At 69.3% G+C, this 22,300-nt stretch carries 20 protein-coding genes; all 20 read right to left on the bottom strand.

The features are described from left to right. Positions 1-42: 42 nt before the first annotated feature. Complete coding sequence (gene ribD, locus FS507_RS01200) at positions 43-1,110, bottom strand: bifunctional diaminohydroxyphosphoribosylaminopyrimidine deaminase/5-amino-6-(5-phosphoribosylamino)uracil reductase RibD (RefSeq protein WP_145941015.1); 1,068 nt, start codon at positions 1,108-1,110, stop codon at positions 43-45. Next, a complete protein-coding gene (gene rpe / locus FS507_RS01195; protein ID WP_145941014.1) occupies positions 1,107-1,784 on the bottom strand; it encodes a ribulose-phosphate 3-epimerase in 678 nt (225 codons plus the stop codon). Before rpe ends, ribD begins: the two co-directional genes overlap by 4 nt. Positions 1,785-1,820: 36 nt before the next feature. Beyond that, a complete protein-coding gene (locus FS507_RS01190; protein WP_145941013.1) occupies positions 1,821-3,317 on the bottom strand; it encodes an RsmB/NOP family class I SAM-dependent RNA methyltransferase in 1,497 nt (498 codons plus the stop codon). After that, complete coding sequence (fmt, locus tag FS507_RS01185) at positions 3,317-4,321, bottom strand: methionyl-tRNA formyltransferase (RefSeq protein WP_145941012.1); 1,005 nt, start codon at positions 4,319-4,321, stop codon at positions 3,317-3,319. The genes FS507_RS01190 and fmt overlap by 1 nt, the downstream gene beginning before the upstream one ends. After that, positions 4,318-4,821 carry a peptide deformylase gene (def, locus tag FS507_RS01180; protein ID WP_145941011.1) on the bottom strand — a complete coding sequence of 168 codons (504 nt, stop codon included), beginning with the start codon at positions 4,819-4,821 and terminating at the stop codon, positions 4,318-4,320. Before def ends, fmt begins: the two co-directional genes overlap by 4 nt. Before the next feature lie 236 nt (positions 4,822-5,057). Then, positions 5,058-7,079 (bottom strand): primosomal protein N', encoded by a 2,022-nt coding sequence (locus FS507_RS01175; RefSeq protein ID WP_145941150.1) that lies wholly within the window; start codon positions 7,077-7,079, stop codon positions 5,058-5,060. 90 nt (positions 7,080-7,169) lie between these two features. Next, a complete protein-coding gene (metK, locus tag FS507_RS01170) occupies positions 7,170-8,429 on the bottom strand; it encodes a methionine adenosyltransferase (protein ID WP_145941010.1) in 1,260 nt (419 codons plus the stop codon). Positions 8,430-8,570: 141 nt separating this feature from the next. After that, positions 8,571-9,827 (bottom strand): bifunctional phosphopantothenoylcysteine decarboxylase/phosphopantothenate--cysteine ligase CoaBC, encoded by a 1,257-nt coding sequence (gene coaBC / locus FS507_RS01165; RefSeq protein ID WP_145941009.1) that lies wholly within the window; start codon positions 9,825-9,827, stop codon positions 8,571-8,573. Between the two features lie 134 nt (positions 9,828-9,961). Beyond that, complete coding sequence (gene rpoZ, locus FS507_RS01160) at positions 9,962-10,234, bottom strand: DNA-directed RNA polymerase subunit omega (RefSeq protein WP_038548496.1); 273 nt, start codon at positions 10,232-10,234, stop codon at positions 9,962-9,964. A gap of 26 nt (positions 10,235-10,260) precedes the next feature. After that, positions 10,261-10,827, bottom strand: coding sequence for a guanylate kinase (gene gmk, locus FS507_RS01155; protein WP_145941149.1), 567 nt, complete (start codon positions 10,825-10,827; stop codon positions 10,261-10,263). A gap of 44 nt (positions 10,828-10,871) precedes the next feature. Further along, positions 10,872-11,192, bottom strand: coding sequence for an integration host factor, actinobacterial type (mihF, locus tag FS507_RS01150; RefSeq protein ID WP_038548495.1), 321 nt, complete (start codon positions 11,190-11,192; stop codon positions 10,872-10,874). A gap of 310 nt (positions 11,193-11,502) precedes the next feature. Further along, a complete protein-coding gene (gene pyrF / locus FS507_RS01145; protein WP_145941008.1) occupies positions 11,503-12,351 on the bottom strand; it encodes an orotidine-5'-phosphate decarboxylase in 849 nt (282 codons plus the stop codon). Further along, positions 12,338-15,688, bottom strand: coding sequence for a carbamoyl-phosphate synthase large subunit (carB, locus tag FS507_RS01140; protein ID WP_145941007.1), 3,351 nt, complete (start codon positions 15,686-15,688; stop codon positions 12,338-12,340). Before carB ends, pyrF begins: the two co-directional genes overlap by 14 nt. Further along, positions 15,689-16,864 (bottom strand): glutamine-hydrolyzing carbamoyl-phosphate synthase small subunit, encoded by a 1,176-nt coding sequence (gene carA, locus FS507_RS01135; RefSeq protein ID WP_145941006.1) that lies wholly within the window; start codon positions 16,862-16,864, stop codon positions 15,689-15,691. Beyond that, positions 16,861-18,264 (bottom strand): dihydroorotase, encoded by a 1,404-nt coding sequence (locus FS507_RS01130; RefSeq protein WP_145941005.1) that lies wholly within the window; start codon positions 18,262-18,264, stop codon positions 16,861-16,863. Before FS507_RS01130 ends, carA begins: the two co-directional genes overlap by 4 nt. Continuing rightward, positions 18,261-19,271, bottom strand: a complete 1,011-nt coding sequence (locus FS507_RS01125) for an aspartate carbamoyltransferase catalytic subunit (RefSeq protein ID WP_145941004.1) — start codon at positions 19,269-19,271, stop codon at positions 18,261-18,263. Before FS507_RS01125 ends, FS507_RS01130 begins: the two co-directional genes overlap by 4 nt. Next, a complete protein-coding gene (gene pyrR / locus FS507_RS01120; RefSeq protein ID WP_145941003.1) occupies positions 19,268-19,864 on the bottom strand; it encodes a bifunctional pyr operon transcriptional regulator/uracil phosphoribosyltransferase PyrR in 597 nt (198 codons plus the stop codon). The genes FS507_RS01125 and pyrR overlap by 4 nt, the downstream gene beginning before the upstream one ends. 104 nt (positions 19,865-19,968) lie before the next feature. Further along, a complete protein-coding gene (gene nusB, locus FS507_RS01115) occupies positions 19,969-20,583 on the bottom strand; it encodes a transcription antitermination factor NusB (RefSeq protein WP_145941002.1) in 615 nt (204 codons plus the stop codon). 5 nt (positions 20,584-20,588) lie between these two features. Beyond that, a complete protein-coding gene (efp, locus tag FS507_RS01110) occupies positions 20,589-21,152 on the bottom strand; it encodes an elongation factor P (protein WP_145941001.1) in 564 nt (187 codons plus the stop codon). A gap of 59 nt (positions 21,153-21,211) precedes the next feature. Further along, positions 21,212-22,294, bottom strand: a complete 1,083-nt coding sequence (locus FS507_RS01105) for a M24 family metallopeptidase (protein WP_145941000.1) — start codon at positions 22,292-22,294, stop codon at positions 21,212-21,214. Between the last annotated feature and the right edge of the window lie 6 nt (positions 22,295-22,300).

The raw sequence follows: 22,300 nt of genomic DNA, 5'->3' as shown, positions 1-22,300 counted from the left end.
CAGTGTAGGACAGGACGAGGGGCTGGTGTACAGCGGGGCCGGTCAGTTTTCTTCAGCGCGGACTCCCCTGGGTGGTAGCCACCGACGCGTCACCACAGCAAGTACGTCTCCCCCAGCTGTTGCAGTCTCCCGCAACGTGAAACGCTGAATGCCGCCGATGGTGGTCTGCACTGCAGCCCCTGCAGCCACGGCGGGTAGCCCTGCCCCCAGCAGTGCCGGGGCGGTGTACGCCTCCACCGCATCCACGAACCCGGCGTCGATGAACGCAGCCGCCAGATGCGGGCCGCCCTCCACGAGAACATCCACTACTCCCCTGTTCGCCAACTCACGCAGAACCTCCTGCAGATCACGGGTCGGCATGTGCAGCGCCGGTCTGACTGCCGCGTCCTCGCGAAGCTCCGTCGCACCGACGACCACCCGCAAGGGCTGGTGATCGTAGAGTGATCCGTCGGGTCGTCGGGCCGTGAGACGCGGATTGTCCGCCGCCGCCGTCCCGGAACCCACCAGGATCGCATCCCGCCGCGACCGGTCCAGATGCACGCGCTCACGCGCCTGCACTCCCGTGATCCACTGCGACGTCCCGTCCGTCGCGGCGGCGAAACCGTCCATCGTTGCCGCGTACTTCACGGTCACATGCGGGCGGCCCAGGCGCTGCGCGGCCAACCACGGCTCCACGCTGAACACCGGAACCCCGGCTGGCATGTCCGTGGGATCATACAGCGGCCCGGTGACCTCGACTCCGTGGCCCCTCAAGAACTCGGCCCCACCACCCTCGACCTTTCCCGGATCAGCGAAGACGAAGATGACTCGGGCGATCCCCGCCGCCACCAGGGCACGGCTGCACGGGCCGGTACGTCCGGTGTGGTTGCACGGCTCCAACGTGACCACCACCGTCCCGCCCCGCGCCCGCTCCCCCGCGTCGGCCAAGGCATTGACCTCCGCATGGGCACCACCGGGCGGACTCGTGGCGCCGACACCGACCACCGCGCCGTGACTATTAAGTACGACCGCCCCCACCGGCGGGTTCGGCGACGTTGTCCCCCGGACCGTATGTCCGGCAGCATCCGCCCGGCGCACCGCGTCCTCGAGAACCCTGTCGAGCGGGATCATGCCCCGGCGACCGCCTGTACCGCCGCGTGCCGCAGCCCGGTGACCAACGCCTCAGGATTCTCCGCACCGAAGACACTCGAACCGGCCACGAAGACATCCACCCCGGCCTCCGCGCTGACCCCCACGGTGTCCGGCCCGATACCACCGTCGATCTCGATGAGGGTGTCCAGGCCGTCGGCGTCGATCCGGGCGCGCAGGGCACGGACGTTGTCCAGGACCTCGGGCATGAACGACTGGCCGCCGAAGCCCGGCTCGACGCTCATCACCAGGATCGTGTCGAAGGACCCCAGGTGATCCAGCAACGGCTCCACCGCCGTGCCCGGCTTGATGCTCACCCCGGCCTTGGTACCCGCCTCGCGCAGCGTGGTTGCCAGAGCGACCGCGGCGTCGAGGTCCTCCACGGCCTCCAGGTGGAACGTCACGTTGCCGAAGGCGGCGTAATCCGGGGCCCACCGTGCGGGATCCTCGATCATCAGGTGCACGTCCAGGAAGGTGTCCGTGGAACGGCGCACAGCCTCGGCCACCGGCAGACCGAAGCTGAGGTTCGGGACGAAGTGCCCGTCCATCACGTCGATGTGCAACCAGTCCGCCCCCGGCACCAGGGCGATGCTGCCCCTGATGTCCGCGAAATCAGCGGCGAGGATGGACGGGGCGATCTGAGGTTGTCTTCTCATGCCGTCCATCGTATCGCGGGTCGGTGTGGACTCGGCTCAGGACCGTCGCAGCACCGCGAAGAACATCGCGTCCGTGCCGTGGCGGTGCGGCCACAGCTGCACGAACGGGCCGTCATTGTGGGTCAGGCCGGGGAACAGTGCCGCAGCGTCCTCGATGGCCGCCCCCGTCTCCTCGGCGACGGCACGCACCACCTCCGTGGTCTCCGCCGGATGCGGTGAACATGTCGAGTACACGGTCACACCGCCGGGTCTGGTCGCCCCCACCGCCGAGCGCAGCAGATCCCGCTGCAGGGACACCAACGGTGCGACGTCGTCCGGGGACTTGCGCCATCGGGCCTCCGGACGCCGACGCAGCGCACCCAGACCGGTACACGGTGCATCCACCAGGACCCGGTCGTAGCCGTCGTCGGGAGTCTGCAACCCGTTGATGCCCGCCAGGTCGCGGCCGTCGCCGACATGGACACTCACCGGCAGGCCCCGGGTGGCCTTACGGACCAGCTCCGCCCGGTGCCCGGCCGACTCCACCGCATCCACCCGGGCGCCGTCACCCATCCCCCATGACGCCAGGAACGCCGTCTTGCCGCCCGGACCCGAACACAGGTCCAGCCAGCGACCCCGGTCGCCGGCGACCTCGGCACGCAGCATCGCCAGAGCAATGAGCTGGCTGCCCTCGTCCTGCACCGACGCCAGTCCCTCCTGCACCGGCTCCAGCTTGCCCGGGTCCCCTTCCGACAGGTACACCGCGTAGGGAGACCACCGGCCCTCCTCCCCACCGGTGACCAGCGCGAGTTCCTCGGCGGAGATCTGCCCCGGTCGTGCCGCCAGGTGCACCACCGGACGTCGGTCGTCCGCAGACAACGCCTCCTCCAGCTCCGCGGCGGGCGCATCCGGGGCACCGCCGAGCGCACGGTTGAACACCTCGGCGATCCACGCCGGATGCGCATGCCGCAACGCCAGGGCACCGACCGGATCCTCGACGCCGGAGGTGACCGTCTCCAACCACTGCTCCGGGGTCGACCGGGTGATCCGTCGCAGTACACCGTTGGTGAACCCGGCGGCCTTCTCCTCACCGTTGGCCTTCACCAGCTCCACCGTGGTGTTCACCGCGGCATGGTCGTCGACCCGGGTCCGCAGAATCTGGTAGGCGCCCAGACGCAGCGCATCCAGCACCGTCTCGTCGATCTTGCCCACCGGACGGCCCGCCGCCTCGGCGACGACGGCGTCCAGCAGCCCCCGGGCGCGCAGCGTGCCGTAGGTCAGCTCGGTGGCGAAGGCGGCGTCGCGGCCGGTCAACCCGGCGGAGGTCAACGCACCCGGCAACACCAGGTTGGCGTACGCGTCCTGTGCACTGACCTGTCGCAGTACGGCGAAGACAGCATCACGCACCCGGTCGCCAGAGCCTTTCGCCGACTGCTTCTCGGCGTACTCCTGCCGGTGCGACTCACTGCGGCGACGGTAGCCGGAGTTGCTCTTCTGCCCGGGGCGGCCCTTCGGGGGCTCCCCCGAGGTTGACCGTGCGCGGAAACCTGCCATCAGGACTCTCCCTCTGCTGTGCTCTCGAATACCACCGTACGACCGTCCCCGAACAGGTCGGCCCGGCCACGGGCCCAGTCGGCGGCGGCCATCATCTTCCTGCCCGGCGGCTGGATCCGGGTGATCTCCAGGACGCCGTCCCCCGTGCCGACGAACAGTGCCTCCTTCGTCGCGTGGAGTTGGCCGGGTCGGAGACCGCTGGCCGGACCCACGGTGCCACCGTCACCGACCGGCAGCATGAGGCCCAACTTGTAGCGCTCCCCGTCCATCACCGTCCATGGCCCCGGTGCCGGCGTGTGGGCACGCGCGGTGCGCTGGACCACCATCGCCGGCCCGCGCCAGTCGATCCGGGCGTCGGCACTGCTGATCTTCGCCGCGTAGGTCGACTCCTCGTCCGCCTGCTCCACGGGCACTACCGCACCGGACTCCAGCCCGGTCAAGGTGTCTGCAAGCAGTACCCGACCGGCGTAGGTCAGACGGGTCAGCAGGTCATCGGCGGTGTCCTCGAGCCCGATGGTCTCGGTGACCTCGCCGGTGACCGGACCCGCGTCCAGCTCCGGGACGATGCGGAACGTCGTCGCCCCGGTCGCGTCGTCCCCCGCGGCAATCGCCGCCTGCACCGGAGCCGCACCACGCCACCGGGGCAACAGGGAGAAGTGCAGGTTGATCCACCCGTGGGTGAAGATCCCCAGCACATCCCCCGGCAGGATCTGCCCGTAGGCCACCACGGCCACCGCCCCGACACCGTCCTCGGCGTAGCCGCGCAGGATGTCGCGGACCTGCCCGGCGTCCTCACGGTCCGGTTTCAACGAGGTGAACTTGTGCACCGGCACCCCGTGGGCGTCGGCGACCTCCGCCACCCTCGACGGATGCAGGCTCCGGCCTCGGCCACGGCGGGCGTCCGGCTGGGTCAGCACGGCCACCACCTCGTGCTCCGACCCGGTGAGCAGGTACTCCAGGGTGACCGCGGCGGGTTCCGGGGTGCCGGCGAACAGGATCTTCATCGGTTGAACCACTCGCTTCCCCGGATGTCGCCCATCACGGCGCGCCGGTCGGCCGGCTCCATGCGCTGGAAGAACATCACCCCGTCCAGATGATCGGTCTCATGCTGCACGCACCGCGCCATCAGGTCGCTGACCTCACGGTCCACCGGCTCGCCGTCGACGGTGACACCGGTGACGCGTACGCGGTTGTACCTGGTCACCTGGCCACCCGTCTCCGGGACCGACAGGCAGCCCTCCCGTCCGGTCTGGACCTCCTCGCCGAGCGCCTCCCACACCGGGTTGATGATGTGGCCCCTGTCGCCGTCACAGTCGTAGACGAAGATCCGGCGGGTCACGCCGACCTGGTTGGCCGCCAGGCCGACTCCCCCGGCGGAATCCATGGTCTCCAGCATGTCGTCGATGAGGGTGGGCAGGGCATCGTCACCGGTGGGGTCGGCCACCGGGTCGGCGACCGTGCGCAGCACGGGGTCACCGAAGAGACGGATATCGAGAACGGTCATGACGTCACAGTCTACTCATGGGGTCACCGGTACCGACGAGACGTGTGGGCGGCCCCGGCGGCGGTTCCGGAAGTGTTACCACTTCAACATGGTAATATTTTTCACGACCTGGGGTTTTGCCGCTGTGGCGGAGCCTGACGTGGTAACACTTCCCCGGAGCCGGTGGCGACCCCACCATCCAGCCCTGCTCAGGCATTACCACCGGGCACCGGACGCCGGCTCCCGCGGCAGGACCGCTACCCCACCCGGACCGGGTCGACGACGATACGCAGCGGGTCGGACTGACGACGCGTGGCACGTAACGACTGCGCCGCCCGTAGCGACGCACCCAGGGCCTCGACCGTCTCTCCCGCGGCCCCCGGAGGCACCGGCACCCGGATGATCAGCCGTCGGGCCTGATCGGCCTCCGGCTCCCCCAGTCCGGCCGGGAGACGCACCCCCGGGGGAAGTTCCACCGGTCCCAGACGCTCCACGCCGCCGAGCTGATCCGGTGTGGTCCAGGCGTCCTCGAACTGCTCGAGGGACGTCGACGTCCCGTCCACCGCAACCAGCGTCACCGCGGGCGGGAATCCGGCGTCGTGGCGTCCCGCCAGCTCACGGGCGGCGGCACCCTCCGGATCCCACCGGATCAGTGCCTGCACCGTCGGGTCGTCCGGCGCCACGGCGACCACCATCTCACCACCACTGTCACGGGGGACCGCCAGGCACGCGGCCTCCATCCACTGCCGGAGGGCGTTCTCCCCGGCCCGCAGGTCCTCGCGGCCCAGTGTCAGCCAGGTGTCGAGGACGACGACCGCACCGTAACCGCCACCGTCCTCGACCACCGGCTCCGACCCCGGTGTGGCCACCACCAGACCGGGCCGGTCAGGGACGTGGGTGCGCATCTGGCCACCGCCGGAGACCACCACCGGCACCCCGGTGAACGCCCGGCCCAGCTCCTCGGCGGTACGCTCCTGGCCGACCACCGACATCCGCAATGCATGACCACCGCAGGTCCCGCAGGTGAAATGGCCCTCCAACGCGCCGCACCAGCGGCACCGGGGTGCTGCCGCCGCACCGTCGGACGGGCCTGCCGGCAACTCCAGGGGGCCGTTGCAACGACGGCACCGGGCCGGCGTCCGACAGCTCGAACACGCCACCGCCGGGGCGTAACCACGCCGCGGGACCTGCACCAGGCACGGCATCCCCGCATCCAGACTGCGTCGCATCGCCTTCACCGCGGCAGACGGCAGGCGGGCGTGACCGGAATGGGGGTCATGGATGTCGTCGAGGGCGTGGATCCACGGCATCCGCTCCCGGAGCAGCTCAGGCTCCGGACGCAGGGACGGGGTGAAACCCTCCTCCACCCACTGCTGGACCTCCGCCGACCGGTGCGCCCCGCCGACCAGCAGGGCCGTGGCCTCCAACTCCGAGCGCAGACGCAGCACCTCACGGGAATGCAGGTAGGGAGAGCGCGGGTCGACGAGGTTGTCGTCGGCCTCGCCCACCAGCACGATCAGACGCAGGTCCTTCACCGGGGCGCTGGCCGCCGACCGGGTACCGACCACCACCCGCCCCTGGCCCGCCAGCACCGACAGGTACCGCCGGTAGCGAGCCGCCGGACCGACCTTCGCCGTCAGTTCGGTGATCTGCGCCGCGGAGAGGAACACCCGTAGCGCGCCGACGAGACGGTCCACGTCACGCTGGTCCGGCGCCACCACCAGCACCCCGCCACCGTCCCAGGCCACCGAGGCCGCCGCCTCGGCGACCCGTGCCGACCAGTCCTCCCCCGGGGTCCACAGCCACGACGCCCTCGCCGGGCGTCCGTCGTGCACAGCACGCAGGAAACTGTCGGCATGGCGGTACCCCGCCCATCCGGCGGCGGCAGCCTGACGCGGTGCCTCCACCAGGTCCTCCCGGGACACCAGGGAGCCGTAGAGCTCCTCCCAGTCGGCACCCCCACCGAACAGGCCGTCCTTCTCCGCCGAAGCGTGGCGGGCGGGCACCAGCGCCCGGATCACGTCTGAGCGGGTGCCCGCGTACCGGTCGGCGAGATGGTTCACCAGCGACCACAGGTGCGGTGGGACGAGCTGCAGTGGGCTGATCACCCGGTTCAGCGGGGCGAGCGTGCCCACATGGTCGGTGGTCCGACGCCGTTCCACCAGCAGGGCGTCCACCAGGCGACCGGCGAACCGCACCCGGACCTTCACACCCGGGCGGGCCTCCTCGGCGAGTTTCGCCGGGACGGCGTAGTCGAAGAGCCGGTCCAGGTGCGGCATGCCCAGCAACGGCAGCACCCGGGCGACCGGGTCGTCGACCTCAGGGACGGCAGCTGCCGCAGCGTCGGAAACGTCGGCCACCGGCGGAACCTACTGCGCGACGTTCGCCGCGACGATCTCCTCGACCGCCGCGGTCAGTGCCTCGGCGCGGTCGGTGTTCTCCCACGGCAGGTCGATGTCCGTGCGGCCGAAGTGGCCGTAGGCGGCGGTCTGCGCGTAGATCGGACGCAGCAGGTCCAGGTCCCGGATGATCGCCCCGGGCCGCAGGTCGAAGACCTCACTGACCGCCTGCTGGATCTGCTCGTCGGTCAGCCCGTGCTGGGCGGTGCCGAAGGTCTCCACGTACAGGCCGACCGGGCGGGCCCGGCCGATGGCGTAGGCCACCTGCACCTCGGCGCGGTGGGCCAGTCCGGCGGCGACGATGTTCTTGGCGACCCACCGCATCGCGTACGCGGCGGACCGGTCGACCTTGCTCGGGTCCTTGCCGGAGAAGGCGCCGCCGCCGTGCCGGGCCATGCCACCGTAGGTGTCCACGATGATCTTGCGGCCGGTCAGGCCCGCGTCGCCCATGGGCCCGCCGAGGATGAAGGACCCCGACGGGTTGATCAGCAGCGTCAGTTCACCGGTGACGAAGTCCTGCAGCCCGGCGTCCTCGACGACCCAGTCGACCACGTGGGTGCGCAGTTGCTCGGTGAGCTCCGCCTGGCTGATCTCCTCGTCGTGCTGGGTGGAGATGACCACGGTGTCCAGGTGGGAGGGGCGGCCGTCGGCGTCGTAGGCGAAGGTGACCTGCGTCTTGCCGTCCGGACGGAGGTGGTTGACGATGCCTTCCTTACGCACCTGGGTCAGCCGACGCGACAGACGGTGGGCCGTGGCGATCGGCAGCGGCATCAGCTCCGGGGTCTCGTCGGTGGCGTACCCGAACATCAGACCCTGGTCGCCCGCGCCGGCCTGGTCGACGTCCTCGTACTTGTCGTCGGCGGTGCCGCTGCGGATCTCGTGGGAGGTGTCGACACCGTCGCCGATCTCCTGCGACTGCTCGCCGATGGCGATGTTCACCCCGCAGGTGCGGCCGTCGAAGCCCACAGAGGAGGAGGTGAAACCGATGCTCAGCAGCGTCTCACGGACCAGCTTGGGGATCTCGACGTAGGCGTCGGAGCGGACCTCACCGGCCACGTGGACCTGGCCGGTGGTGACCATGGTCTCCACGGCGACATGCGAGCGCGGGTCCTTCTGCAACAGTGCGTCGAGAATGGTGTCGGAGATGGCGTCACAGATCTTGTCGGGGTGGCCTTCGGTCACGGACTCACTGGTGAAGAGGCGGGGGCTTGCATTGGACGAAGTGGTCACTGTCCTGAACTTCCTGACTTCCTGTCGTGATGTAACTTGTGCTTCCTGAGCGTGGTGCGCGCCCGAACGTCACCATCCTAGACCAAGCAGTCTGGAAGGCGGTGACGGCGGGCCCGGCCCCGTCGCGTGACTAATCCTGGGTCAGCCGGGCAACAGCTCCTCGACCGCGTCGACGATGTACGAGGCGACCACGAGTTTCGAGGACGCCGGAACCTCGGTGACCTCCTCGGCGCCCGGGCGGTCCCCGGGGGTGAGGATCCAGCCCTGGCTGTCGTGCTGACCGAACACCACCCCGTCGCCGACGGCGTTGCACATCAACAGGTCGCAGCCCTTACGCTCCAGTTTCGCCCGGGCGTGGTCCAGAGGGCTGTGGTGCTCGTCGCCGGTTTCCGCGGCGAATCCGGCGATCACCAGGTCCTCCGGAAGCCCGCCGGCCCGACGTCGCTCCACCAGCCCCTGCAGGATGTCCGGGTTCTCCGCCAACGCCAGGGTGGACAGGTCGTCCTCCCCACCCTTCTTCAGCTTGGCGCCGGCCTCGCTCGCCGGACGGAAGTCCGCCACCGCGGCGGCCATGACCACCGCGTCCACCCCGCCGGCCAGTTCACCGACGGCGGCCTCCAGGTCACGGGCGCTTCTGATCCGGGTGAGGCGGGCCCCTGACGGGACCGGGAGATCCTCGGTGACTCCGGCGACCAGCTCCACCTGGGCACCCCGTTGCACGGCGACGTCGGCCAGCGCGAACCCCTGGCGGCCCGAGGACGCGTTGCCCAGGTAGCGCACCGGATCGAGCGCCTCATGCGTACCACCGGCGGTGACCAGGATCCGACGGCCCGCCAGCGACTGCCGGAAGATGCCGAACCGGTCCTGCGCCGCCGTGGCCAGCGCACCGATGTGCTCCGGTTCCGGCAGCCGCCCGGCACCCGAGTCGGTACCGGTCAACCGGCCGTGGGCGGGCTCCAGCACCGTGACGCCGCGACGACGCAGTGTGGCCACGTTCTCCCGGGTGGCGGGATTCTGCCACATCTCCGTGTGCATCGCCGGGGCCAGGACCACCGGGCAGGTGGCCACCAGCACGCTGGCGGTCAGCAGGTCGTCCGCCCGGCCGTGGGCCAGACGGGCGAGCAGGTCCGCCGTCGCCGGGGCGATCACGATCAGGTCGGCGTCCTGCCCCAGTCGGACGTGGCGGACCTCGTCGACGCCCTCGAACACGGTGGTGGACACCGGGTTACCGGACAGGGCCTCGAACGTGGAGGCCCCGACGAACCGCAGCGCCGACTCCGTCGGGATGACGTGGACGTCGTGCCCGGCCTCGGTGAAGTAGCGCACCAGTGCGCCGGACTTGTAGGCGGCGATACCGCCGCCCACGCCGACGAGCACGTTCAGATTGTTTTCACTCACGGGAAACCAGCCTAGCCCACAGCGTCAGCCCGCTGTGGACCGGGAACGGGTCAGGCCCGTCACCCGACGTCCGGCCACAGTGGAAGTTCTGTGGCCACGGACGTCGCGTGACGGGCCTGACGCGGTGGGGTCGATCAGCCTTCGGTGTGCTCCAGCAGATCGCCCTCGATCTCACGCAGAGCCACCGACAGCGGCTTCTCGTGTGCTTCCGGGGTGACCAGCGGGCCGACGAACTCGAACACGCCGTCACCGACGGTCTGGAAGTAGTTGTTGATCTGGCGCGCACGCTTGGCCGCGAAGATCACCAGGGCGTACTTCGAGGACACCTTGGTCAGCAGATCGTCGATCGGCGGGTTCGTGATGCCGACCGCCGGGTCGAAGACGGTTGAGTTGTCGTTGGTTTCCACTCCACACCTTTGTTTCTCGAATAGTCTTACTGTGCGTGCCCGGTCAGCAGTGCGCTGATCTCGGCGACGGCCTCGGTGACGTCCCGGTTGACGACGACCCGGTCGAACTCCTCCTTGGAGGCGAGCTCTTCACGGGCGGTCTCCAGGCGACGCCGGATGACGTCCTCACTCTCGGTGCCACGGCCGGTCAACCGCTCCACCAGGTCCTCCCAGGTGGGAGGGGCCAGGAACACCGTGAGTGCCTCGGGCATCATCCGCTTGATGTTGCGGGCCCCGGCCAGGTCAACCTCGACCAGGACCGGGCGGCCTGCCTGGAGCGCCTCGGTGACCGGCTGCCGGGGGGTACCCGACAACTGCAGCCCTCCGTGGATCTCCGCCCACTCGAGCATGAGGCCACTGTCCACCTCGTCCCGGAAGCGTTCCCGCGTGACGTAGTGGTAGTCCTGCCCGTCGACCTCACCGGGACGAGGGGCCCGGGTGGTCCACGACACGCTGAAGAACAGGTCCGGGACCGACGCCTTCAACTGTGCGACGACCGTTGACTTCCCGACCGCCGACGGTCCCGCCAGGACGACCAGGTGCGGACCGGACACGTCCGTGCCCTGCGCTTCGGCCTGCACTTGCGGGGTCAAGGCTCCTAGACCTCGAAACCGAAGCGCTCCAGCAGGGCGCGACGCTGACGGTCGCCGAGGCCGCGGAGGCGACGGGTGGGGGCGATCTCCAGCTCGGTCATGATCTCCTGCGCCTTGACCTTGCCGACCTTGGGCATGGCCTCGAGAAGGGCGGACACCTTCATCTTGCCGATGATCGGGTCTTCGTCGGCGTCAGCAAGGACCTGCTTGAGGTCGGTGCCTCCACGCTTGAGCTTCTCCTTGAGCTCGGCACGGGCCTTACGGGCCTCGGCGGCCTTCTTCAGGGCTTCTGCACGCTGCTCCGGGGTCAACTGGGGAAGGGCCACGGGTTCCTCCGTCTTGTTCTGTGGTTCGATGTCACTTGCTTGGGGTACTTCAGGTGTTTCAGTCGGCCGGACCTGTGCCCGACCGTCAACCTCGACGAATCCTAGCGACGGGCTGTGCTGAATAGCAACAGCCCCGCACGGAAAGTACGCGCCTGGTGTCTGTTGGACGTCCTGCACCGCCCCCACGTTCACACGGGAGAAGCGTCGCAGGTCGCGACCATGAAACAACGCGCCAAGTGTAGCACTACGACCCGGGGATGTTGAACAAACCCCCAGTTCGCGCTCCTCGGCGCGTCGACAGGCCGGACGTTCAGAGCTGCGGGAACGCTGCTGAGGAGTCTGCGACGGCCTGTCGCAGGTCCCCAACATCCGGGCCTGCTGAGAGCACCGACCGCGAGATGTTGGGGCTGGCCCACTTCTCCGCGGCTCCGGCGATCCGGCGGATGTCGTCGGCCGCACCGCCCTGGGCGCCGACGCCGGGCATCAGGACGACGCCGCCGACGTCGGTGAGATCCGGCGGGTCAGCGACGGTTGCGCCGACGACGACGCCGACATTCCCGCCGCCGGGGTGGACCGCATTGTGCTCCGCGGCCCAGTCGACGACCGTCTGGGCCACGCTGCGCCCACCGTCGGTGGCCAGGGCCTGGAACTGCGGGCCCTCCGGGTTCGAGGTCGCCGAGAGCACGATCACTCCCCTGCCGGTGGCGTCACCGGCCTCCAGCGCCGGGGCCAGGGAGTCGAGGCCGAGATAAGGCGAGACAGTGACGGCGTCGGCGCACAGCGGTGAATCATCGGACAACCACGCACGGGCGTACCCGGCCATGGTGGTGCCGATGTCCCCGCGTTTGGCGTCGGCGATCACCAGGGTGCCCGCCCGGCTCAGCTCCGCCAGCGCCTGCTCGAGGACGGCGAGCCCGGCTGACCCGAAGGCCTCGTAGAAGGCGACCTGGGGTTTGACCACACAGGCGGTGTCGGCGAAGGCCTCCACGCAGATACGTGAGAAAGCCTCCAGCCCGGCCACGTCGACCCCCAGGCCCCAGGACTCCAGGATGCCCGCATGCGGGTCCATGCCCACACACAACCGTCCCAGGTCCCGGGAACGCTCCAGGTAACGCTCGCCGAAGGTGCCGGAGGACACCGGGTTGTCAGTAGTTGTCATGGTTGACGTCCTGGATGGCCCGCACCACGGTGGTGGAGCCCTTGAGCGCCTCGATGCCCTGCACGGCGGCGACGGCACCCTGCACGGTCGTGACGCAGGAGACGCCCTGGCGCACGGCGGCGGCACGGATGTCGTAGCCGTCCCCGCGGGCCGCGGCGGTGCCGGCCGGGGTGTTGAGGATGAAGTCGATCGACCCCTCGTCGATGAGGTCGACCACCGAGCGTGCCCCGGACGTGGCGGCGCCGGACTCGATGTCGGTCTGCTTGGCCACGACCTCGCACTCCAGTCCGTTGCGCCGCAGCATCGCCGCGGTGCCCTCGGTGGCGACCAGGTCGAAACCGAGGGAGGCCAGACGCTGGATGGGCAGGATCATGGTCCGCTTGTCGCGGTTGGCGACCGAGACGAACACCCGGCCGCTGGTCGGCAGGGAGCCGGTGGCGGCCTCCTGGGACTTGGCGAAGGCCGTGCCGAAGTCGGAGTCCAGCCCCATGACCTCACCGGTGGACTTCATCTCCGGGCTGAGCAGGCTGTCGAGCATCTCGCCCTCCGGGCTGCGGAAGCGGTTGAAGGGCATGACCGCCTCCTTGACCGCGATGGGGTGGCCCAGCGGCAGCGAACCGCCGTCCCGGTCGCCCGGGATCAGGCCCTCGGCGATCAGCTCCCGGATCGGGGTGTCGGTCATGATCCGCGAGGCTGCCTTGGCCAACGGCACGCCGGTGGCCTTCGAGACGAACGGCACGGTGCGCGATGCCCGCGGGTTGGCCTCGATGACGTAGAGGATGTCGTCCTTCAGGGCGAACTGGATGTTCATCAGGCCCTTGACGCCGATACCGTGGGCCAGGGCGGCGGTGGAGCGGCGCACGTTCTCGATGTCGCCCTCTCCCAGTGTCATCGGCGGCAGAGCGCAGGCGGAGTCGCCGGAGTGGATGCCGGCCTCCTCGATGTGCTCCATCACGCCGGCGAGGTAGACCTCCTCGCCGTCGCACAGGGCGTCGACGTCGATCTCGATGGCGTTGTCCAGGAACCGGTCGACCAGCACCGGGTGGTCCGAGGTGATCTCCGTCGCACGGTCGATGTAGTCCTCCAGGGAGGGCTCGTCGTAGACGATCTCCATGCCACGGCCGCCCAGCACGTAGGACGGGCGGACCAGCACCGGGTAGCCGATGCGGGAGGCGACGTCGCGGGCCTCGGCGAAGGTGGTGGCGGTGCCGAAGGCCGGGGCGGGCAGGCCGGCCTTCTCCAGCACGGTGCCGAACTCGCCGCGGTCCTCGGCCAGGTTGATGGCCTCGGAGGTCGTGCCGATCACCGGGACACCGGCGTCGGTGAGGCGCTGCGCCAGGCCCAGCGGGGTCTGCCCGCCGAGCTGGACGATCACCCCGGCCACGGTGCCGGACTGCGTCTCGGCGTGGTAGACCTCCATGACGTCCTCGAAGGTCAGCGGCTCGAAGTAGAGACGGTCGGCGGTGTCGTAGTCGGTGGAGACGGTCTCAGGGTTGCAGTTGACCATCACGGTCTCGTAGCCCACCCGGGACAGCTCCAGTGCGGCGTGCACGCAGGAGTAGTCGAACTCGATGCCCTGGCCGATACGGTTCGGCCCGGAGCCGAGGATGATGATCTTGTCGCGGTCACGCTGCTCGGCGACCTCGGACTCCGCCTCCGGGTCCAGCTCGTAGGCCGAGTAGTGGTACGGGGTCTGCGCCTCGAACTCCGCGGCACAGGTGTCCACCGTCTTGAAGACCGGACGGATCCCCAGCGACCAGCGCAGCGAGCGCACGCCGTCCTCGCCGGCCAGCTCGGGGCGCAGCGCGGCGATCTGGGCGTCGGACAGGCCCAGGTACTTCGCCTCGCGCAGCAGCTCCTCGGAGAGCACCGGGGCGTCCTCGAGCTCGGCACGGAAGTCCACCAGCGCCTTGAGTTCGTGCAGGAACCAGGGGTCCACCCCGACCGAGGCGCGGTGGACCTGGTCCACGGTGGCGCCGAGGCGCAGCGCGAGCTCCATGTCGTACATCCGGCCCTCGGTGGGCCGTCCCAGGTCGTCCAGGACGGCGGCCAGGTCGGTGGCACGTTCACCGGCGAAGTACTCGTCGCTGGTGGTCCAGAACCCGGCGGGTTTGGTCTCCAGCGAGCGCAGCACCTTGTTCAGTGCGGCGATGTAGTTGCGGCCCACCGACATGGCCTCGCCCACGGCCTTCATGGTGGTGGTCAGGGTGTCGTCGGCGCCGGGGAACTTCTCGAAGGCGAAACGCGGGGCCTTGACGATCACGTAGTCCAGTGTCGGCTCGAACGCGGCCGGGGTGCCCTGGGTGATGTCGTTGCGCAGTTCGTCGAGGGTGTAGCCGATGGCCAGCAGGGCGGCGATCTTGGCGATCGGGAAGCCGGTGGCCTTGGAGGCCAGGGCCGAGGACCGCGAGACCCGCGGGTTCATCTCGATGGTGATCAGGCGGCCGTCCTCGGGGTTGACGGCGAACTGGATGTTGCAGCCACCGGTGTCGACACCGACGGCGCGCAGGATGGCGATGCCCTGGTCGCGCATGATCTGGTACTCGCGGTCGGTCAGCGTCATCGACGGTGCGACGGTCATCGAGTCACCGGTGTGCACGCCGAGGGCGTCGACGTTCTCGATGGAGCAGATGACCACGGCGTTGTCGTCGCCGTCGCGCATGAGCTCCAGCTCGTACTCCTTCCAGCCGAGGATGGACTCCTCGATGAGCACGTTGGCCTCCGGGGAGGCGGCGAGTCCACCACCGGCGATGCGGTCGAGGTCCTCGTAGGTGAACGCCAGGCCGGAGCCCAGCCCACCCATGGTGAACGACGGGCGGACCACGACGGGCAGCCCGAGCTCGGCGACGGCGTCGTGGACCTCGTCCATGTCATGGCAGACGGCGGAGCGGGCCGAGTCGCCGCCGATGGAGGCGACGATGTCCTTGAACTTCTGCCGGTCCTCGCCGCGCTCGATGGCGTCGATGTCGGCGCCGATGAGCTCGACGTCGTACTTGGCGAGGATGCCGGCCCGGTCGAGCTGGATCGCGGCGTTCAGTGCTGTCTGTCCACCCAGGGTGGCCAGTACGGCGTCGACCGGGTGCCCGGCCTCCTTCTCCGCGGCGAAGATCTTCTCGATGTACTCGGGCTGGATCGGCTCGATGTAGGTGTGGTCGGCGAACTCCGGGTCGGTCATGATGGTGGCCGGGTTGGAGTTGATCAGCGAGACGCGCAGGCCCTCGGCCTTCAGTGCGCGGCAGGCCTGGGTGCCGGAGTAGTCGAACTCGCAGGCCTGGCCGATGACGATCGGGCCGGAGCCGATGACGAGGACGTGGTTGATGTCGGTGCGCTTCGGCATTTAGTTGTTCCCTTCCATCAGTTCGATGAACTGGTCGAACAGCGGATTGGCGTCGTGAGGACCGGCGGCGGCCTCGGGGTGATACTGGACGGAGAAGGCGAGGCCGTTGTCGAGGGCGACGCCCTCGACACAGTCGTCGTTGAGGCAGGTGTGGGTGACCTGGGCGGTGCCGAAGTCGGTGTCGAAGGGTTCACCGGCGCGGCCCTTCAGCGCGAACCCGTGGTTCTGCGAGGTGATGTCGATCTTCCCGGTGAGGTGGTTGAGCACCGGCACGTTGATGCCGCGGTGGCCGAACTTCAGCTTGTAGGTGTCCATGCCCAGCGCACGGCCGAGGATCTGGTTGCCGAAGCAGATGCCGAAGAGCGGGATCTTCTTCGCCAGCACGGTACGGACCTGCTCGACCATGACGTCGGCGGTGGCGGGGTCGCCGGGGCCGTTGGAGATGAACACGCCGTCCGGCGAGTACTGCTCGATGAGCGGCTCCACCGGGCTGTTGGCGGGGACGACGACGGTACGGATGCCACGGGAGACGAAGTTGCGCGGGGTGTTGGTCTTGATCCCCATGTCGTAGGCCAGGACGGTGAAGCGGGCATCTTCCCCACCCTCGGGCTCCAGGACGTAGGTCTCGTCTGTGGAGACCTCGGTGGCCAGGTCGGCCCCGGCCATGGACTGCTGGGCGTTGACCTCGGCGACGAGGTCCTCGACCGGGCGTCCGGCGGCCTCACCGCTGAAGACGCCGGCGGCGACGGAACCCTTGTCGCGCAGGTGGCGCACGATCGCACGGGTGTCGACCCCCTGGATGCCGATGACACCCTGCTTCTCCATCTCCTCGGACAGGCTGCGGTCGGCGCGCCAGTTGGAGACGGTGCGCGACAGGTCACGGATGACCAGACCGGCGACCCAGATCCGGTCGCCGTGGGACTCGCCGTCCTCGTCGTTCCACCCGGTGTTGCCGATCTGCGGGGCGGTGGCCACCACGATCTGCCGGTGGTAGGACGGGTCGGTCATCGTCTCCTGGTAGCCGGTCATGCCGGTGGTGAACACGGCTTCACCGAGGGTGGTGCCGGTGGCACCGAAGGCCCGGCCACGGAACACCCGTCCGTCGCCGAGCACCAGCAGCGCGGGGGTGCGGGAGGAAGTCACAGCAGTACTCTTCTCTGTCGTATTGTCGGTCATTTGTCGCTCACCTTGCCGTCACGGCAGGTCACCCGGCCACGCAGCAGCGTGGTGGTGACCTTCACGGGCAGGTCCATCCCTTCGTAGGGGGTGTTGGAGGATTTCGAGGCCATGTCCCCGCCGTGGGCGGTCCACCCGTGCCCCGGGTCGACCACACACAGGTTCGCCGGCTCGCCGACCGCCACCGGACGGCCGTGTCCCGGCAGCTTGAGGATCTCGGCGGGACGCTCCGACATCACCCGGGCCACGAACCGCCAGTCCTGGCGTTCCTGGTCCTCCGGCGGATCGGTGACGAACAGCTGGGCGATGATGGCCAGGGACGTCTCCAGGCCCAGCATCCCGGGGCGTGCCTTGTCGAACTCGCAGCACTTCTCCTCCGAACCGTGGGGGGCGTGGTCGGTGGCCACGCAGTCCACGGTTCCGTCGATCAGTGCCTGTCGCAGGGCGAGGGTGTCGCGGGTCTCGCGCAGCGGCGGGTTGACCCGGTAGTGCCCGTCGTAGGTCTCCAGCTTCTCGTCGGTGAGGATGAGATGGTGCGGGGTGACCTCCGCGGACAGGGGGATGCCGTGGTCGCGGGCCCAGCCGAGCAGCCCGACGGTGCCCTCGGTGGAGGCGTGGCAGATGTGCAGGCGTCCGCCGTAGTCGCGGGCCAACAGGGCGTCGCGGATGACGATCGACTCTTCCGCCACGCGCGGCCAGCCCCGCAGGCCCAGGCGTGCGGCGGTCTCGCCCTCGTGGGCGACGGCGCCCTCGGTGAGGCGGGGCTCCTCGCAGTGCTGGGCGAGCAGGACGTCCAGCCCGCCGGCGTACTCGACGGCGCGGCGCATCAGGCGGGGGTCGTCGACGCACTTTCCGTCGTCGGAGAACATCCGGACCTTGGCGTCCGAGTCGGCCATCATGCCGAACTCGGTGAGTTCCCGGCCCTCGAGCCCACGGCTGATGGAGCCGACCGGGTGGACGTCACACAGGTTCTTCTGCTGGCCTTTGAGCCAGACCATCTCGGCGATGGCGGGGGTGTCGGTGACCGGGTCGGTGTTGGCCATGGTGAACACGGCGGTGAACCCGCCACGGGCCGCGGCGGCGGAGCCGGTGGCGATGGTCTCGGTGTCTTCACGGCCGGGCTCGCGCATGTGCACGTGCATGTCGACCAGCCCCGGCAGCAGGACCTGGCCGTCGAGGTCCAGGATCTCGACGGCCCCTGCGCTGTCGCCGGGGTCGACGGTACCTGCGGGCGCGATCTCGACGATGACGCCGTCGCGGACCAGGACGTCCTGCGGGTCACCTTCGCCGTAAGGCAGGACGCCGCGCAGCAGCACCTCACCCTCGGCGGCGGGGTGCAGGGCACCAGTGGCCGGGTAGTCGTTCACGTTCTTCTCCTCCGGGGTGGGTGTGGTCGTCATCGGTGGTCCCCCGATGCACTCGCGGCGCTGGCCGTGTTGTCGGTACCGTCGGTGCCGACCAGCAGCGTGAACAGGGCGGCCATGCGCACGTGCACGCCGGCGGTGACCTGGTCGAGGACCACGGTCTGCGGCGCGTCGGCCACGGCGTCGTTGATCTCCATGCCGCGCAGCATCGGACCGGGGTGCAGGACGACCACGTCATCCTTCAGCGCATCCAGGCGCGCCGGCGACAGCCCGTAGCGGGTGGCGTACTCGCGGTGCGAGGGGAAGAATCCGCCGTCCATACGTTCGGCCTGGACACGCAGCATCATCACCGCATCGGCGCCGGCGATCGCCTCGTCCATGTCATGGCTGATCCGGACGGTGCCGGTGCTGGGGGCACCGCCGTGCGGGTTCACCCAGTGTTCGATCCCGGGGGCCAGCAGGGTGCGCGGTGCCACGAAGGTCACGTCCACACCCAGTGCGGTGAGCAGCAGCGCATTCGACCGTGCCACGCGCGAATGCAGGATGTCGCCGACGATCACCACGTGGCTTCCCTCGAGGGTGCCGAGTCTGTTGCGCAGGGTCACCGCGTCGAGCAGAGCCTGGGTGGGGTGCTCGTGGGAGCCGTCGCCGGCGTTGAGGACGCTGATGCCCCCACGGCCGGTCCCGACCCAGTCGGCGACCTGGCGCGCCGCACCGGAGGACGGGTGGCGCATGATGATCGCGTCCGCGCCGACGGCACGCAGCGTCAGGGCCGTGTCCTTGAGTGACTCGCCCTTCTTCACCGAGGACGACGACGCCGAGATGTTGATGACGTCGGCGCTCATCCACTTGCCGGCGGTCTCGAAGCTCGAGCGGGTGCGGGTCGAGTTCTCGTAGAACAGGGTGAACACCGTGCGGCCACGCAGTGTCGGCAGTTTCTTGACCTCACGGTCGCGCAGGGAATCGGCGAAACGGTCCGCCTCGTCCAGCAGCAGGGTGATCTCGGAGGCGTCGAGGTCGGCGATACTCAGCAGGTGCTTCATGCGTGGTCTCCTTCGGGCGCGTTGTCCGCCGGGCGCAGGAGCTCCACGCTGTCGGCGCCGTCGATCTCGGCGAGGGAGACACGGACGTCTTCACTCGTGGAGGTGGGGATGTTCTTGCCCACGTAGTCGGCACGGATCGGCAGTTCCCGGTGTCCGCGGTCGACGAGGACGGCGAGCTGGACGATGTGGGCCCGGCCCACGTCCTGGAGGGCGTCCAGGGCAGCACGGATCGTCCGGCCCGAAAACAGGACGTCGTCGACGAGGAGGACGGTCGCGCCGTCGATACCCTCGCGTGGGACGCTGGTCGGTTTCAGGGCGCGGTGCGGTGTCGACGTCAGGTCGTCCCGGTAGAGCGTCGCGTCCACGGAGCCGTGGAAGACGCTGACCCCGCTGAACTCCTCGATCCGGGCCGCCAGTCGCGCCGCCAACGGCACGCCCCCCGACGGGATCCCCAGGAGCACGACCCGGTCCGAACCGGGCGCATCCAACGCTGTCTTCTCGATGATCTGGTGCGCGATGCGTGCGACAGTACGTCCGACGTCGTCCGCGCCCATGAGGGCGACGGTGGTTCCGTCGGAATGCTGTGTGCTCATCGTGACCTCCTTCCCCGCCTCACTGGACGGATCGTTAAAGGTGGTCGGATGCCGGCCAGGGACCGGATCCATGTTCCGTGCTGAAGTCTAGCACGGGCGGGGAGCTACCTCTCCCCGGTCTCCCCCGAAGGATCCGGGGTGTCAGGCGTCTCGTCGACGATGTGGTCGATCAGGGAATCCGCCTCGGCGCGTTCGGCGTCCTGCACCCGCCTCGCCTCGGCGGCGTCCTGCTCGGCCCGGGCCGCTGCGGCCGCTTCGTCGGCGAGACGCTTGTCCCGGGCGATGCCGTCGAGGACGGCGTTGACGTATCCGGGGGCCTTGTCATGGGAGTACTCCGAGGCGAGCTCGATGCCCTCCTTGAGCGCCACCCTGGCCGGGACTTCCTCGTTGTAGAGCAGCTCCCAGGCCGAGACACGCAGCACGGCACGGTCCACCGCGGGAAGTCGGTCCAGACGCCAGGTACTGCTCAGGTGTGCGGCGATGGCCTCGTCGATCTCGTCGAGAGCCGAGGCCACCCCGGGCACGATCCGGGCGGCGTACTCCGGGACCGGCTTGACCTGGTTCGACTCGTCCCTGGCCAGTTCGACACGGTCCTCCACGATCTCGACGGGGTCGATGTCCCGGAACTCCGCCTCGAAGAGGATGTCGACGGCGCGCTGTCGGGCCTTGTAGCGGGCCCCGTGGCGGCGATAGGACTCGCCGGATTCTTTGTCTGCCATGAGGTCTAGTTGTTGACGCGGGAGAGGTACTCGCCGGTGCGGGTGTCTACCTTGACGACGTTGCCCGTCTCCAGGAACAACGGCACCTGGATCTCGGCACCGGTCTCCAGGGTGGCCGGCTTGCTGCCACCGGTGGAGCGGTCGCCCTGCAGGCCCGGGTCGGTGTGCTCGATGGCCAGGTCGACGGACACCGGCAGCTCGCCGAAGAGGATCTCGCCGTCGTGGAAGGACAGCTGGACACGCATGTTCTCCAGCAGGAAACGGCCCGCGTCGCCGAACTTGGCGGAGGGCACCTCGAACTGCTCGAAGTCCTTGTCGTCCATGACCACGAAGTTCTCGCCGTCGTGGTACAGGTAGGTCATGTCACGGCGGTCCACGGTGGCGGTCTCGACCTTCACACCGGCGTTGAAGGTCTTGTCGATGGTCTTGCCGGAGACGACGTCCTTGAGCTTCGTCCGGACGAAAGCAGGGCCCTTGCCCGGCTTGACGTGCTGGAACTCAATGATCTGCTGCAGCTTGTTGTCGATCTTCAGCACGAGACCGTTCTTGAAATCCGCGGTTGTCGCCACGTGTATGCTCCCTGGATATCTTGGTTGGGTGGTCAGCCGAACAGTCTAGCAGCCCGCCGTCAGACCACCCGTAACCCGGTGGACGAGGGATTGACCGACTCCGCGCCCTCTGCCGTGACGATGTACGTGTTCTCGATGCGCAGCCCCGTGCGCCCCGGGAGGTAGACACCGGGCTCGACCGTCAGGGTCATCGACTCCGCGAGGGTCTTGTCCCGGGGTGTGCGCGACGCGGCGTACGGGGCCTCGTGCACGTCGAGGCCCACTCCGTGTCCGGTGGAGTGGACGAAGTACTCGCCGTACCCGGCCTCGTCGATGATGTCCCGGCAGACCTTGTCGACGTCGAAGAGCCCCGCACCGGGACGTACCGCCTCCACACCGGCACTGAAGGAGCGGTGGACCAGGTCGTAGAGTTCCGCGGACAGCGTGTCCGGCTCCCCCACACACACCGTCCGGGTCTGGTCTGAGGCGTAACCGTCCAGCCATACGCCGAAGTCCACGGTGACCAGGCCCGGGACGATGACGTCACGGGACACCCCGGCATGGGGTTTGGCGGCGTTGACGCCGGAGGCCAGGATCGTGTCGAAGCTCAGCCCGTCGGCGCCGGCCGAGCGTAGCCGGTGCTCCAGGTCCGCGGCCGCCTCGATCTCGGTGATCCCCTCGCGGATCCCCCCTGCGGCGATGAAGTCGGAGAACACGGAGTCCGCCAGGCGCCCGGCCTCACGCAGTGCGTCGAGCTCTGCGGCGTCCTTGACCAGACGTGCGGCCTCCACCGCCCCCTCCAGGATCGGCGGGTCACCCAGGCCGCGTGCATCGGCGACGGTCATGCCCGGCTCAACGGCGACACCGCTCTCCCCCGCGACCGACCGCAGTTCCCCGAGCAGGTCACGGGTGATCCGGATGTCCACCCCGGGCGTCCCGGACGTCTCCTGTCGCACCTGCGTGTCGTAGCGGCCGTCAGTGGCCAGGGTGACGGCCGCTTCAGAACCTTCAGGGCCCCCTGAGTCGAGGAGCAGGGCGGCGTTGGAGCCGCTGAACCCGGTGAGATAGCGGACGTTCTTCAGATCGGTGACCAGAAGAAACCGGTGACCTGCAGTGGAGAGGGTGTCGGCGACGGCCTGACGGCGGCTGAGGAAGTCTGTCATGCCCCC

The sequence above is a fragment of the Corynebacterium glyciniphilum AJ 3170 genome, from assembly GCF_007673095.1.
In the GTDB taxonomy this organism is placed as follows: domain Bacteria; phylum Actinomycetota; class Actinomycetes; order Mycobacteriales; family Mycobacteriaceae; genus Corynebacterium.
The sequence above is the reverse complement of the archived record's forward strand: the minus strand, read 5'-3'. Positions and strand labels throughout refer to the sequence as shown.